The organism is Halomonas sp. DP5N14-9 (assembly GCF_019802175.1).
GTDB classification, from domain to species: domain Bacteria; phylum Pseudomonadota; class Gammaproteobacteria; order Pseudomonadales; family Halomonadaceae; genus Halomonas; species Halomonas litopenaei.
Genome location: NZ_JAHVHR010000020.1, coordinates 170,685 through 185,095, shown reverse-complemented (window position 1 = coordinate 185,095; position 14,411 = coordinate 170,685). Strand labels below are relative to the sequence as shown.

Here is a 14,411-nt window from a genome sequence, read left to right as displayed (position 1 = left end):
GCCCATGTCCCAGCCAACGACACACGCCAAGCCCGAGACGCCCGTGACCGGATGGCGTCGCCATCTGGAGCCCGCCCGGGAGCGCATGCCGGGGGTGCTGATCTGCATCACCATTGCCCTGGCCACCACCTTTATCGCCGATCACTACGGTGGCCCGACCTTGTTGTACGCACTGCTGTTCGGCATGACCCTGCACTTTCTCAGCGAGCAGGGCCCGTGCCTGGTGGGGGTGGAGTTTGCCGCCCGCACCATCCTCAGGCTGGGTGTTGCCCTGCTGGGGGTGCGCATCACCCTGGAGCAGGTGGCGGAACTCGGGATCGGCCCGGTAGTGACGGTGGTCGCCGGGGTGGTGCTGACCATTCTGGCGGGAAGCGTGCTGGCGCGACTGCTGGGGCTGAAAAATGATCTTGGCCTGCTGACCGGCGGGTCGGTGGCGATCTGCGGCGCCTCGGCGGCGCTGGCGCTGTCTGCGGCGATGCCGCGCAACGAGATCGCCGAGCGCAATACCATCCTGACGGTGGTCGGGGTGACGACGCTGTCCACCGCCGCCATGGTGCTCTACCCGCTGCTGGTCGGTGCGCTGGAACTGACCGATACCCAGGCCGGGATTTTTCTTGGTGGCACCATCCATGACGTCGCCCAGGTGGTCGGTGCCGGCTACATGATCTCCGACGAGACCGGTGACATCTCGACCTTCGTCAAACTGTTGCGGGTCGCCATGCTGGTGCCGGCGGTAATGGTGTTCATGCTGCTGTTTCGCCGCGCCCGTGGCGGTGAAGGCGGCAAGGTGCCGATGTTCCCGAGCTTCCTGGTGGCCTTCGTGGTGCTGGTGCTGATCAACAGCCTTGGCGTGATCCCCCAGGTGATGGTCGAGGGCATGACCGACCTGTCGCGCTGGTGTCTGGTCACCGCCATCGCCGCACTCGGTATCAAGACCTCCTTCCAGAAGCTTGCCGTGGTCGGCTGGAAGCCCGTCATCCTGATGGTCGCCGAGACCGTCTTCCTGCTCGGCCTGGTGCTGGTGTGCCTGTATACCGGCATCGCCGAGTGGTAGCGAGCGGTCCCGGGCGAACGAGCGGCCTCGGGCGAGTTAGAAAGCCGAGCGAAGCGGACCGAGCGGCCCCGGGCGAACGAGCGTTTTCGGGCGAGTTAGAACGCAACGCAAAGCCAAAGCTCACGCCAATGCCAAGGCCCCGGTTCTCCCGGGGCCTCGGCGTTTCTGACGGTCTGTGGCGCTGTGCTGGTCGTTACTGACCGGCCTGGATTGCGGTCAGCGCAATCGTATAGACGATGTCCTCGACCAGGGCGCCCCGGGACAGGTCGTTGACCGGCTTGTTGAGGCCTTGAAGCATGGGGCCGATGCTGACCACCCGGGCGCTGCGCTGGACCGCCTTGTAGGTGGTGTTGCCGGTATTCAGGTCGGGGAACACGAACACCGTGGCGCGGCCGGCCACCGGTGACTCCGGCGCCTTCTGCCGGGCCACGCTGGCGATGGCTGCCGCGTCGTACTGCAGCGGGCCGTCGATGGCCAGATGCGGCGCCCGTTCCCTGGCGATGCGGGTCGCCTCGCGGACCTTGTCGACGTCGGCGCCGCTGCCGGACTCGCCGGTGGAATAGCTGATCATGGCGACCCGCGGCTCGATGCCAAAGGCCTCGGCGCTGGTGGCGCTCTGCAGGGCGATCTCGGCCAGCGCCTCGGCGTCGGGGTCGGGGTTGACCGCGCAGTCACCGTAGACCACCACCTGGTCGGGCAGCAGCATGAAGAACACCGACGACACCTGGCCGTAGCCGGGGGCGGTCTTGATCAACTGAAAGGCCGGGCGCACGGTGTTGGCGGTGGTATGCACGGCGCCGGAGACCAGGCCATCGACCTCGCCTTCGGCGAGCATCATGGTGCCCAGCACCACACTGTCATGAAGCTGGGCCTCGGCGGTCAGCGGGGTCAGCTTGCCTCGCCGGCGCTCGACCATGGGCGCGATAAAACGACCACGCTCGGCGTCCGGGTCGAGGATCTGCAGGTCGTCGGGCAGCTCCAGACCACGCGCCTTGGCCACCTCGAGGATGGCGCGACGCTTGCCCAGCAGCACGCAGTTGGCGATGCCGCGACGCTGGCACAGGATGGCCGCCTCCAGGGTAAGCGGCTCGTCGCCTTCAGGCAGCACGATACGCCGACGCTTGTGCTGGGCCATGCTGACCAGTTGATGGCGGAAGGCCGCCGGTGAAAGGCGGCGCTGGGCGTCGTCGTGAATCAGTGCCAGCAGCCAGTCACGATCCAGATGATCGGCGACGAAGGCGCAGATGGCCTCGGCGCGCTCGTGATCATCCACCGGGATGCTGCCGGACATCTCGGTAAGCCGGGCCACGGTGGCGTAGCTGTCGGTGTCCACCGAGAGTACCGGCAGCCCCGAGGCCAGCGCCGGGCGGCAGACGTCGATCAGCTGCTGGCTGGGTGACTCGCCGTGGGTCAGCAGGAGGCCCGCCAGGGGCACGCCGTTCATGGTGGCCAAGGCCGCCGCGAGCAGGGTGTCGTCGCGGTCCCCGGGGGACACGATCAGCTCGCCGGGACGCAGGGCGTAGAGCAGGTGCTCGGCGCTGCGGGCCCCCAGCGTCGAGTGAGCGACGCGGCGGCGATCGGCTTCGCCGTGGTGCAGGATCCTGGCATCGAGGGCGCGGGCCACGTCTACCACTCGCGGTGCGGTCAGGGAGGCCCGGTAGGGCACCGCCGCGACCACCGGCAGGGTCAGATCGGCGCCGCTGGCGAGCTGCTGCTGCCAGTGCTGGCGATGGGCGCGGGCCTCGACCTCGCTGACCGAGGCCAGGGTCTGGTCGATGGCAGAGCCGTCGCCGTCCCCCGGCAGTCGCATCAGCATGGCACCCAGAGTACGCACCGAACCCACCGCGTCGATGCTCTGGCGATGGAACTGCAACTGCTTGGCCAGCTCCTGGGGATCGGCGATCTGGCCATCGGCGACCAGTACCACCTGGGCGTCGAGGGCACTGGCCAGGCGCACGTTGAGGTCGAAGGCGTAGGCGTTTCGCGGCAGTGGGCGAACGCCCTCCACCACGATCAGCGCCGGTGCCTTGCCGGTGGCAGGGCGGGCGACGCGGGCGTGGCGCTCCACGGCGAGTTCCAGCAGACCATCGCGATCGTCGCGGCCGAGATACTGCTCCAGTGTCTGGCGCGAGATCGGACGCGGCGAACCTATGCCCAGGGTACTGGCCACCAGCGAGCGGGCGCGTTCGTCGTTGTCACTTGCCTGCTCGCCACCTTCGGACTGGCTGAAGGGCTGCAGAAAACCCGCGTCCAGCCCCAGCGTATCCAGCGCACGAAGCAGGCCGAGGCCGGCGGAGGTGAGGGCGACGCCGTCGTCGATGGGGATCAGCAGCAGCGTGCGGGACTGGGTGCTCACAGAACCTCCTCGAGCTTTGGCGTGGACGTCAGGCTCACGATCAATTCCCGGGTCTGGCTGGCGATATAGCCTTCCTCGTCGGTGGGGATGACGCGGATCTCCGGCGCCGAGCTGGCGCCTCGGTCGTGGATCTGGCCTTCCTCGCCACGCCCGAGGCTCTCGTTGGCGTCAGCGTCCAGGCGCACACCGAGGGCCTCCAGGTGGCCCAGCGTCCGGGCGCGCACCAGGGCAGAGTTTTCGCCGATGCCGCCGGTGAAGGCGATGCCGTCGATCCGGGGCAGGGCACAGGCCAGGCCCGCCAGGGACTTGGCCAGGCGGTAGCAGAAGACTTCGATGGCCAGGCTCGCGCCGGCGTGACCTTCACTGGCGGCCTGTTCGAGCTCACGCATGTCGTTGGTCAGCTCGGACAGCCCCAGCAGTCCGCTCTTCTGGTTGAGCAACTGATCGACGCCCTCCAGCGACATGCCCAGCTGCCGCGCCAGGTGCAGGTGCAGGCCGGGGTCGACGTCACCGCTGCGGGTGCCCATCACCAGGCCTTCCAGCGGGGTCATGCCCATGCTGGTGTCCAGGCTTCTGCCGGCCCATACCGCAGTGGCGGAGCAGCCATTGCCCAGGTGGGCGATCAGCCAGCCGCCTTCACCACGGGCGCTGACTTCTGTCAGGCGTCCGGTCACGTAGGCATGGCTCGAGCCGTGGAAGCCGTAGCGACGGATGCCGTGTCGGCTGTAGAGCTCTTCGGGGATGGCGTAGCGGTAGGCGTGGGGCGGCAGGGTCTGGTGAAACGCGGTATCGAACACCGCCACCTGAGGCAGATCCTCGAACAGCCGGCGCGTGGCGACGATACCGTCGAGGTTGGCCGGATTGTGCAAGGGAGCCAGGCTGATGGTCTGGCGAATGGTGCGCACCACGGCGTCGTCGAGCAGGGTGGCGGCGGTGAAGCGCTCGCCGCCGTGTACCACCCGGTGGCCGATACCGATGGGCCGGTGGACGTCAAGGTGCTCGAGAATCGTCTTGAGCGCCAGGGCGTGGGTCGCTCGGGGAAGCGAGACCTCGCGGGTGCTGCCGTGTTCGTCTACAAGCTTGAGGCGAGCCTCGTGGCTACCCAGGCGCTCGGCGATACCGGACAGTCGGGGAGCGTCGGGGGCCTGATCGACCAGCGCGAACTTGATCGAAGAGGAGCCGCAGTTGATCACCAGAATCGGGGCTTTCATGCCATCTCCAGAAAAGACGCCTTGGTGAGGCGAGAATGCGTGGGATGGCGGCGAATCTAGCACCGCCCCGGGGCGCGAATAACTGGCCTGGGGAGGTAGTCGAACGGCTTTGCTGGTGGATCCAACGAAGCCGTGATGAGCGTCAAGTGCATGAATCTTTGGATTAGACTTTTGTCTAACTTTGTGCGGCGGAACTGGAACCGGGCGTACAAGACGTGCATCCCCGGGCAGTCGAACGCTGCCCGGGGATGCGCCGGGGAATGGCTTGTCTCAGACCTCCTTGTTCAGACCTCCTTGTAGAGCTCCGCACCCTGTTCACGGAAGACCCGGGCGCGCTCTTCCATGCCGGCCATGACGGCGTCGCCGTCACCCTCCAGGCCGTTGTCGCGGGCGTAGTCGCGGACTTCCTGGCTGATCTTCATGGAACAGAACTTGGGGCCGCACATGGAGCAGAAGTGGGCCACCTTGGCGGAGTCCTTGGGCAGCGTCTCGTCGTGATAGGCGCGGGCGGTGTCGGGGTCCAGGCCTAGGTTGAACTGGTCCTCCCAGCGGAACTCGAAACGCGCCTTGGACAGGGCGTTGTCGCGGCGCTGGGCGCCGGGATGCCCCTTGGCCAGGTCGGCGGCGTGGGCGGCAATCTTGTAGGTGATGATGCCGGTCTTGACGTCGTCCTTGTCGGGCAGGCCCAGGTGCTCCTTGGGGGTGACGTAGCACAGCATGGCGCAGCCGTACCAGCCGATCATCGCCGCTCCGATGCCCGAGGTGATGTGGTCGTAGCCCGGGGCGATATCGGTCACCAGCGGCCCAAGGGTATAGAAGGGCGCCTCGTCGCAGTACTCTAGCTGCTTGTCCATGTTCTCCTTGACCAGGTGCATGGGCACGTGGCCAGGGCCTTCGATCATCACCTGGACGTCGTGCTTCCAGGCGATATGGGTCAGTTCACCCAGGGTCTTGAGCTCTGCCATCTGGGCCTCGTCGTTGGCGTCGGCCACCGAGCCCGGGCGCAGGCCATCGCCCAGCGAGAAGGCCACGTCGTACTGCTTGCAGATCTCGCAGATTTCCTCGAAGTGGGTGTAGAGGAAGCTTTCCTGGTGATGGTAAAGGCACCACTTGGCCATGATCGAGCCACCGCGGGAGACGATGCCGGTGACCCGGTTGGCGGTCAGCGGCACGTAGCGCAGCAGCACGCCTGCGTGGATGGTGAAGTAGTCCACGCCCTGTTCGGCCTGCTCGATCAGGGTGTCGCGGAACACCTCCCAGGTGAGGTCCTCGGCCACGCCCTTGACCTTCTCCAGCGCCTGATAGAGCGGCACCGTGCCGATCGGTACCGGCGAGTTGCGGATAATCCACTCGCGGGTCTCGTGGATGTTCTGGCCAGTGGACAGATCCATGATGGTATCGGCGCCCCAGCGGATGCCCCAGGTCATCTTCTCGACCTCTTGCTCGATGGAGGAGGTCACCGCCGAGTTGCCCAGATTGCCATTGATCTTCACCAGGAAGTTGCGCCCGATGATCATCGGCTCGGCTTCCGGGTGATTGATGTTGGCGGGGATGATGGCGCGCCCGGCGGCGACTTCCTGGCGCACGAACTCGGGGGTGATCTCCTCTGGCAGACGGGCGCCGAAGCCCTGCCCGGGATGCTGGTGGCCAAGGATGCGCTCGACCTCGTCGCTGCCTCGATAGCCATCGGCCAGGGCCTGTCGACGCTGGTTCTCGCGGATGGCGATGAACTCCATCTCCGGGGTGATGATGCCGCGGCGGGCATAGTGCAGCTGGGTCACATTGCCGGCGCTGCCGTCGGCGCCACGACGTGCCCGACGCGGCGTGCGGGTCAGTTCGAAGCGAAGCGGGGCGAGCGTCGGGTCGTTGGCACGTCGGCGACCGTAGTCCGAGGTCGGGCCTTCGAGCCATTCGGTGTCGTCGCGCTCCTCGATCCAGGGCCGGCGCAATTCGGCAAGCCCGCGACGCAGGTCGACCTCGACCTGGGGATCGGTGTAGGGGCCGGAGGTGTCGTAGACCAAGAGCGGCGGATTGGCCTCGTCGGCCCCGGAGGTGCGGGTCGCTGACAGCGAAATCTCGCGAAACGGCACCCGCAGGTCCTCGCGGGAGCCCTTTACATAGACCTTGCGCGAACCCGGCAGGGGCGTAACCGCGGTCTGGTCGACCTGGGCGGTCTCGGCCAGGAAGTGCGCGCTATGGCGGGGTTTGTTTGCGGAAACGGGTTGATCGAGCGGCATTGGCTTGTCCTTCTCACGGCACTGGGTGCTGGCGTTGTTGTGTGCATCGCGTGAGGAAGGAGGGGGCGTCGTGGCCTGGGCCGTGAGCGCTTGATCCCTACGCTGGTCCTCACCGCGATGCCATGGCATCGGGGTTACCCCCAGATCAGGTTCAACGGGTCCCATGCGCTGCATGATCTCAGCCGCCTCTGGCGGCCCCCCGTCAAGCGTGGTGCTGATTGTGTTAGTCGCTTAGATCGAGTCCCATCTGCCAGAAGTCGATCTCGAGTCGTGTCGCGTCGGCGAAGATCCGTGACAGTCGCGCAAAGCGCTCGCCGGATACCTGGGCCAGCTGATCGTCGAGCCAGGCCTGCTCCTGGCGTGCGGCGGCCTGGAAGTCGTCGCTTTCGTACATGGCGATCCAGGCGTCGAAGGGATTGTCGGCGCCGCGCAGGGTGTCCGAACGGGCGTTGAGGTTTCGTGCGATATCGGCGTAGCCGACCATGCAGGGGGCCAGCGCCACGTGCAGGTCCAGGAGGTCTCCGCGGCTGCCGGCGTCCAGCACGTAGCGGGTATAGGCCAGGGTAGCGCGAGCTTCGGGCAGCTCGGCGAGTTCGGCCTCGCCGATGCCCCAGTCGCGGCAGAAGGCGAGATGCAGGCCGAGTTCCACGTCGAGGATGGTCTTCATGCCGTCGAAGGCGCCGCGCAGCTCGTCGAGGCTGTGGCTCTTGTAGGCCGCCAGGGCGTAGGCCCGGGAGAACTGCAGCAGAAACAGATAGTCCTGCTTGAGGTAGTGACGGAAGCTGGCGTCGGCCAGTTCACCACGGCCAAGGGCGAGCACGAAGTCGTGTTCGATGTAGGCGTGCCAGTCATCGCGGCAGGCGTCGACAAGATCGGTAAAGCGGTAGCCCATGTTGCCTCCGGTTGGTGTGGATCCGGAGGGCGGCGGCAAAGGACACGGCGACGAGAAAGGAGGGAGGTGCGCGCGCAGGGGCTGGCACCACCGCCTGATTCCCTACGCCGGTTCAAGGTGTGAAGCCACACCGCACCCGGATCAGGTTCCACGGGATCGGCGCTGGCGGCCGGTGATTCGTCACCCTGGCCCTGCGCCATCTCAGCCGGATTCACCGGCACCCCGTCAAGCGAGTCTGGATCGAGTCTAGCATGACCTCGAAGGGAGTCCACCTCAGCTTGGCAAGAACCGATCCCGATCAGTAGATACGCCGCTGGGGGGAAGAGGTTTCCACGATATCGCGAGAGTGCAACTGCCCAGATATCTGGAGAAGTTTCCGCATGGTTGAGAATGCATTTTATCCGATTGAGGAAAAGTGGCGAAGTAGAGTCCTGATTGATCAGTTCGACAAAGTTTCGACGATTTTGTTGTTATTTAAAGGGATATTTGCGTGGTTTTTCTTGGATGTTCTCTGGATTGTATTTGCGTGTTTTGCGGCTGCCTGATAGAGAATATGTGAGAGAATCTAGAGTGAAAAAAGTACGTTTTTTTTATCGATATTCTGACAGTCGTTGTGCGCTTGATGACTCCTTTGTGAAGAAGGGCAGAAAGTGACAGGTGTGTTGGTCCCGTTTTATTGGCAGCATTGGTTCGCCGAGTTTTCATGGAAGCTAAAAATGCTTGCTTTGTTCTCTTTTGAACCACGCGTGGGTCAGGTAAATGGTGCATGGGGAAGGTTTTTATGAAGGGCTCCGGGGCCGTTGTCAGTGCTCGTTTCTCAACACAATAGACAAATATTTCGCCTATCTTTTTTTATGCAAATATTTTAGAAAGGAAGACGAGATGCCAGTGTTGACGTAAACATTCCTATTCGTCGTGGCAATGTGTGATTTAAGATAGACGTTATCAATTTTGTTCGTTCACGACCGATGTTATATCTTATATTTTAGGTGATTAATATGAATCCATATTCGACACTTCCAGACCGTGCCTTCTGGAAAAAAGCTGTATCCGAAAAGTCAATTTTTGACATATCCAATTTGTGGTCTCCAAAGTTCAAGATCACAAAGGATAGTAGGGTGGTTACCTTCGGTTCCTGCTTTGCGCAACATATTGGAAATGCTCTTGATAGCAGAGGGTTTAACTGGGTCTCGACAGAAACTCCACCCAAGGGGCTCTCGCAGGAAAATGCAAAAAAATACAATTACAATATTTTTTCGGCCAGAACCGGGAATATATACACTACCTCATTGTTGAAGCAGTGGGTAGAGTGGGCAACAGGGATAAAAGAGCCGCCTGAGGAGATTTGGGAAAAGGACGGACGGTTCTATGATCCCTTTCGCCCCGTGGTGGAACCAGAGGGTTTCTGTAGTAAAGAAGAGTTAATGCTCTCTCGAGAGGAGACAATAAAAGCGTTTAGGGAATGCATCGTCTCATCAGACTTCTTTGTCTTCACCCTAGGGTTGACTGAAAGCTGGTTCAATGCGGAATACGGCTACGAGTATCCGATGTGTCCCGGAACTTCAGCAGGGACCTACCTGAAAGGTATCCATGCGTTCAAGAATCAAATGTATCCCTCTGTGATGAATGATCTGCGAGATGCCATAGAAATAATGCGTCATGAGAATCCTGAGTTACGCTTTATATTGACAGTTTCCCCTGTTCCTTTGGTAGCGACAAACTCCAGGAACAACGTGATCGTCGCTACAATGGAATCCAAGTCAGTGTTGCGTGCCGTGGCTGGGCAGATTTCTAGAGGTTGTAATTATGTGGATTATTTTCCTTCGTATGAAATAATCAACAGCCCGGTTTTCAAGGGGGTGTTTTTCGAACCCAATCAACGAAGTGTTAACCCCCACGGTGTCGATTTTGTGATGAATCATTTTTTTTCTTCTCTGAGGACAAAGTTCGGCGCTGAGATTTTCGGAAAACAAAACAAGAGGGTAGGTAGCGTAAAGAAAATTAATGATCTGGTTTGCGAAGAAGAGATCTTCGACGCCTTTGGAGGTAAGGAATGAAGAAGAATATTTGTGTGCTGGGCAATAGCCACGTTGGTGCTTTGAAAAGAGCCTGGGACCTGATGCCAGAGTGGCATCAAGAATATAATCTTGTCTTCTTTACCGCTAGAAGTAATGGCTTGGGTGGACTGATTCTCATCGATAATAAACTGGTTCCAAAAACAGATAGATTAAAGAGGACCATCACCTATACATCGGGTGGCAAGAGTGAGATTGATATCGTTGAATATGATCTATTCTTGATTTACGGACTTCAGATGGAAGTTTTTTTTGTCGAACCTGGAAAATTTTTTTCATCAGCAGTAATAAAGCAAACCGTGCTGGATAGTGTCAAGGGTACGATGTCCTGGAAGATCATGGAAATGATCAGGAGCGTGACCAATAAAAAGATATATGTTGGACATAATCCCCTGCCTATTCAGAAGAAAGGTGATGATAGAAGTTATCCTCCGGAAAGCTACCTGTCCGGAATAAAGTTGATGAACGATGAAGTGTATGATAAATGCAATGCCGAGTTGATCGCTCAGCCTGCTGATACCATCGTCAACGGATGTTTTACGGAGCGGGAGCTCTCGAAGGGAAGTAAAAGATTGCCTGTAGGGGATGCCATGGATGAGGAAGCGCATCCAGACCATGATATCAGGCATATGAACGAAGAGTTCGGGAAAAAGTGGCTATCCTGCTTTTTAAGTAGAGATTGACAAAGGGTTTTCCTGGCGGATGTGTGTTATTCGGAGCTGGAGAACGCTCTTTGTAGAGCAAAGCGTTACCACCAGACAGCGGCAAACAGATGAATCATGGATCACGCCACTATGCTTGACGTGTAGTAGTCCGCCGGGATTCCCCCTCCGGATGATGCAAAAGGAGGGGGAGGACACAACGCTGTGCCACGGCACCGGCTCAGTCGACGGGCTTCTCGCCGGAGACCTCCGGCGCCGATTCCGTGTCGTGCTCGCGAAAAGACTGCACCGGCATCTCGCGGGGGATTTCCCGTGGCGGATCTGCCGGGGTCGCCGGCGGCGGTGGTGCCTCGGCGACGCGAAGCTCGCCTACCACCGCCGGGGGGCGGGTCTCGCTCGGGACCAGCAACAGGCCGGCGCGCCTCAGGGCCCGGCCGATGCTCAGGCTGGAGCTCCAGCGGACCAGCGGGGCGGCCATCACCAGGCCGAGCCACACCGGCGTCAGCCAGATGAAGAAGCTCGGGGTGAAGGCCCAGGTCACCAGCGCCCACAAGGCGCCGATCAGTGACCATAGCCAGGTGTGGCGAAAGGCTTCCTTCCAGGGTAGGGCGCGGCCCTCGCGGGACTGTGGATCCCAGGCCACGGTGCGGCCGCTCAGTACCTGAATCACGAAACGACTGTGGAACACCATCATCAAGGGCGCGATGAGCATGGCAAACAGCGTCTCGAGCAGCATGCTGGCGACGAGCCGGGCCCGTCCGCCATAGGCCTGCGGGTTCTGGATCAGCCCCAGCACCAGCCCCAGTACCTTGGGCATCAGCAGCATGCCCAGGGTGCCGATCAGCAGCGGCATGATCAGGTTGGGTGGGGCGATCGGCCAGTCGGGAAACAGCTGCGAACTCGAGGTGAAGAAGTTGGTCGGCACCAGTGCCCGGATCAGGGCGTCGATGGTGCTGATCACCAGGATCGCCAGCCACACCAGCGACGACAGGTAGGCGAGGGCACCGAAGAAGAAGTGTAGACGGCTGAGTACGTGCAGTCCGCGTCCGCCAAGCAGGCGCATATGCTGCAGGTTGCCCTGGACCCAGCGGCGGTCACGCTTGGCGTAGTCGAGGATATGGCTCGGCATTTCTTCGAAGCTGCCGCCCAGGTCGGTGCGCATGCGCACCTGCCAGCCGGCACGGCGCAGCAGCGCCGCTTCGACGAAGTCGTGGCTCAGGATATCGCCACCCAGCGGTGGCTTGCCGGGCAGCTCCGGCAGGCCACAGGCATCGGTGAAGGCGTCCACGCGAATGATGGCGTTGTGGCCGAAGTAGTTGGCCGCGGTGGCGTGCCAGAAGCTCAGACCGCTGGCCAGCATCGGCGAGTAGAGTGCAGCAGCGAACTGGTTGGCGCGGCCAAACAGGCTGTCCTGGCGCACCGGAATCGGCACCGTCTGCAACAGGCCAAGGCGCGGGTTAGCCATCATCTCGTCGATCAGCTCGATGACGGTAGTGCCGCTCATCAGGCTGTCGGCGTCGATCACCAGCATGTAGTCGTAGTGGCTGCCCCAACGGGTGCAGAAGTCGCCCAGATTGCCTGCCTTGCGCCCGACGTTACTGTCACGGTGGCGGTAGTGCAGTTGGCAGTGGCCTTTCAGGCGCTTCTGCAGCTCGGCCATGGCGGCCTTTTCCTCGGCCACCACCTCGTCGTCGGTGCTGTCGCTGAGCACGAAGGCTTCCACCTCGATGCCTTGCGGCAGGTCATCCAGATCCTTGCAGGTGGCCTCGAGTCCGGCGGCGACTCGCAGCACGTCTTCGTTGTGGATCGGCATCACCAGGGCGGTGCGGGAGTGGGAGCCTTCGGGCCGCATGGGATAGGAATGGCGCGGCTTCAGGCTCAGCGGGTCACGCCCGGTCAGGTTGAGCACGAAGCCGATCAGCGCGCTCCAGAAGGCCATGGTGATCCAGCCGAAAGTGATCGCGAACAGGCCGATGATCGCCATCTCGAGCGGACTGATGCCCTCCACGTAGAGGATCCTGAACATGGTCCAGACCCCCAGCGCCGTGGTGGCGGCAATGGCCAGGCCGACGCCAAGACGTCGCAGGCGTGGCCAGGGTACCTCGGGAGTATGGGCGTTCATCAGGGGCTCCAGATGCTGTTCCAGGTTTCGCTCAGGCGCTCGCCACGAAGCATGAGTGTCAGGCGGATATCAGCGGGCTGGTCGCCATCGGGCAGCAGCGTGAAGCTGGCGCGCCAGGTGTCGTCGTCGGGCAGCGGTGTGACCTTGGCCTCGGCGGTCTCGCCGCTGGAGGTGGTCAGGGTCATCTCGACCGGTTGGCTGGCATCGAGTCCCTCGAGCTCACCGCCGCGGAAGTCGATGATGAACTGGCGCAGGCGCTCGTCGGGGGGATCGCTCTGTCCCGGCACACCGCCCCAGCCCTGGCGCGAACGCACCACACGAGCCAGCGGCTCGGCCGTGGGGGTGTCGCCGAAGGTCCAGGTACGATAGCGATAGGTGCGGGAGTCGCCGGCCATCAGCGGGGTGGCGGGCACCCAGTAGGCGGTGATGTTGTCGTGAGCCTCGCTGTCGGTGGGGATCTCCACCAGCTCGACATGGCCTTCACCCCACTCGCCCTGGGGTTCGACCCACTGACTGGGGCGACGCTCGTAGCGGGCCTCCATGTCCAGGTAGGCGTTGAAGTGCTGGGGCCGCTGGACCAGGCCATAGCCCTTGGGCGAGGTGTCCTGCAGCCCGGAGATCTGGAGGCTTTCGGGGTTTTCCAGCACGCGCCATGTCCACTCGCCGGTGCTGGTGGCCATCAGCAGGCCGCTGGAGTCATGCACCCGGATGCGGTAGTCGTCCTCCTGGCGGCGATCCATCTCGCCATGCAGGAACATGCTGGTCAGCGGTGCGACGCCGAGCTTCTCGACGTCTTCCCTGGCAAACAGGCGTGCCTCGGTGTCGACCTGGGTGCGCTTGCCCGGGGCGATGTCGAAGCGGTAGGCGCCGGCCAGAGACGGGCTGTCCAGCAGCGCCAGCACGGTTATGTGGGTATCGCCGGGCTGCGGCTTGACCAGCCAGTATTCACGAAAGGCGGGAAACTCCTCGCCTTGGGGCAGGGCGGTGTCGATGGCCAGCCCACGGGCCGATAGGCCGTAGCCCTGGTCGCGGCCGACCAGACGGAAGTAGGACGCGCCGAGAAATACCGCGAACTCATCCTTGTAGTCGGCGCGGTTGAGCGGGTAGTGGAGGCGAAAGCCGGCATAGCCGAGCCCACTCAGATCGAGCTCGGCGAGGTCGGCGGTATCGTCGTCGTAGCGAAAGCGCTCAGGCTCGAAGGGCAGCGAGCGTACCTCGCCATCCTCCAGCAGGTGGATATCCACTGGCTGGTCATACAGAAAGCCTGGGTGGAAGAGCTCAACCTCGAAATCGCCATCATCCTTCCACAGTGCCCGCTCATCGCGGTAGCGAATCTGTCGGTAGCGATCGTAGTCCATCTCGGTGAGGGCCTCGGGCAGCTCGGCAGAGGCCTCTTCATAGGGGGACGCGGCCAGTTCCTTGGCCCGGTTCGTGACCTGTTCGAACAGCGCGCCGGTCTCGACGGCCATGGCCGGCGTCGTCAATGCGGCGCTGGTGATGACGCCGACGAAGGCGAGCGCCAGGTTGCGCGAGCCAGGTCGCCGCCGTGCAAGGGTGTGTCGTGCTCGAGATATTGCCGTGTCCAAGTGCGCTCTCCTTGCGAGCGGACGAACGCCCGGTGGCTCGGGTTCGCCCGCTGGGGGTGTAGGGGATCCTTCTGCCGTTCACATCGATGGCATGTTCTATGCGACTTTCTATGCCACTTTCTATGCCAGATCGAGCCAGCCTTTAATCTAGCCTATTGGCCGAGACAAAAGTTGCAATAGATGTCATCGGAGTGCATTTGAGGGTTTGTGCTAATT

9 protein-coding genes and 2 riboswitches are annotated in these 14,411 nt (G+C 62.2%); of the genes, 3 read left to right on the top strand and 6 right to left on the bottom strand.

The window, feature by feature from the left end:
• The first annotated feature begins 4 nt into the window (after positions 1-4).
• A complete protein-coding gene (locus KUW00_RS12040; protein ID WP_253029110.1) occupies positions 5-1,054 on the top strand; it encodes a YeiH family protein in 1,050 nt (349 codons plus the stop codon).
• A gap of 193 nt (positions 1,055-1,247) precedes the next feature.
• Here the strand turns inward: KUW00_RS12040 and pta are convergent, their stop codons facing one another.
• From pta to tenA, 4 genes are all read right to left on the bottom strand, one after another.
• Positions 1,248-3,410, bottom strand: a complete 2,163-nt coding sequence (gene pta, locus KUW00_RS12035; protein ID WP_222569186.1) for a phosphate acetyltransferase — start codon at positions 3,408-3,410, stop codon at positions 1,248-1,250.
• Complete coding sequence (locus KUW00_RS12030) at positions 3,407-4,621, bottom strand: acetate/propionate family kinase (protein ID WP_222569185.1); 1,215 nt, start codon at positions 4,619-4,621, stop codon at positions 3,407-3,409. Before KUW00_RS12030 ends, pta begins: the two co-directional genes overlap by 4 nt.
• Before the next feature lie 284 nt (positions 4,622-4,905).
• The gene (gene thiC, locus KUW00_RS12025) at positions 4,906-6,858 is read right to left on the bottom strand and encodes a phosphomethylpyrimidine synthase ThiC (RefSeq protein WP_261392141.1); all 1,953 of its coding nucleotides are present in this window, start codon (positions 6,856-6,858) and stop codon (positions 4,906-4,908) included.
• 77 nt (positions 6,859-6,935) lie between these two features.
• A riboswitch (TPP riboswitch) is annotated at positions 6,936-7,070 on the bottom strand.
• An 11-nt stretch (positions 7,071-7,081) separates the two neighbouring features.
• A complete protein-coding gene (gene tenA / locus KUW00_RS12020) occupies positions 7,082-7,750 on the bottom strand; it encodes a thiaminase II (protein ID WP_222569184.1) in 669 nt (222 codons plus the stop codon).
• 81 nt (positions 7,751-7,831) lie between these two features.
• Positions 7,832-7,985: riboswitch (TPP riboswitch) on the bottom strand.
• Positions 7,986-8,748: 763 nt separating this feature from the next.
• On the opposite strand from tenA, the gene KUW00_RS12015 reads away from it, so the two are divergent.
• Both KUW00_RS12015 and KUW00_RS12010 read left to right on the top strand, forming a co-directional pair.
• Positions 8,749-9,807, top strand: a complete 1,059-nt coding sequence (locus KUW00_RS12015; protein ID WP_222569183.1) for a GSCFA domain-containing protein — start codon at positions 8,749-8,751, stop codon at positions 9,805-9,807.
• Positions 9,804-10,508, top strand: a complete 705-nt coding sequence (locus KUW00_RS12010) for a hypothetical protein (protein ID WP_222569182.1) — start codon at positions 9,804-9,806, stop codon at positions 10,506-10,508. Before KUW00_RS12015 ends, KUW00_RS12010 begins: the two co-directional genes overlap by 4 nt.
• Positions 10,509-10,707: 199 nt before the next feature.
• Here KUW00_RS12010 and mdoH read toward each other — a convergent pair whose 3' ends face one another.
• Positions 10,708-12,609: a glucans biosynthesis glucosyltransferase MdoH gene (mdoH, locus tag KUW00_RS12005; protein ID WP_222569181.1), complete on the bottom strand. Its 1,902-nt coding sequence runs from the start codon at positions 12,607-12,609 to the stop codon at positions 10,708-10,710.
• Positions 12,609-14,195 (bottom strand): glucan biosynthesis protein, encoded by a 1,587-nt coding sequence (locus KUW00_RS12000; RefSeq protein WP_261392140.1) that lies wholly within the window; start codon positions 14,193-14,195, stop codon positions 12,609-12,611. Before KUW00_RS12000 ends, mdoH begins: the two co-directional genes overlap by 1 nt.
• Positions 14,196-14,411: the final 216 nt, after the last annotated feature.

Bases quoted from the DNA above. Each gene is read 5' to 3' on its own strand.
- KUW00_RS12040 (WP_253029110.1), top strand. From the start codon at position 5: ATGTCCCAGCCAACGACACACGCCAAGCCCGAGACGCCCGTGACCGGA.
- KUW00_RS12030 (WP_222569185.1), bottom strand. From the start codon at position 4,621: ATGAAAGCCCCGATTCTGGTGATCAACTGCGGCTCCTCTTCGATCAAG.
- thiC (WP_261392141.1), bottom strand. From the start codon at position 6,858: ATGCCGCTCGATCAACCCGTTTCCGCAAACAAACCCCGCCATAGCGCG.
- tenA (WP_222569184.1), bottom strand. From the start codon at position 7,750: ATGGGCTACCGCTTTACCGATCTTGTCGACGCCTGCCGCGATGACTGG.
- KUW00_RS12015 (WP_222569183.1), top strand. From the start codon at position 8,749: ATGAATCCATATTCGACACTTCCAGACCGTGCCTTCTGGAAAAAAGCT.
- KUW00_RS12010 (WP_222569182.1), top strand. From the start codon at position 9,804: ATGAAGAAGAATATTTGTGTGCTGGGCAATAGCCACGTTGGTGCTTTG.
- mdoH (WP_222569181.1), bottom strand. From the start codon at position 12,609: ATGAACGCCCATACTCCCGAGGTACCCTGGCCACGCCTGCGACGTCTT.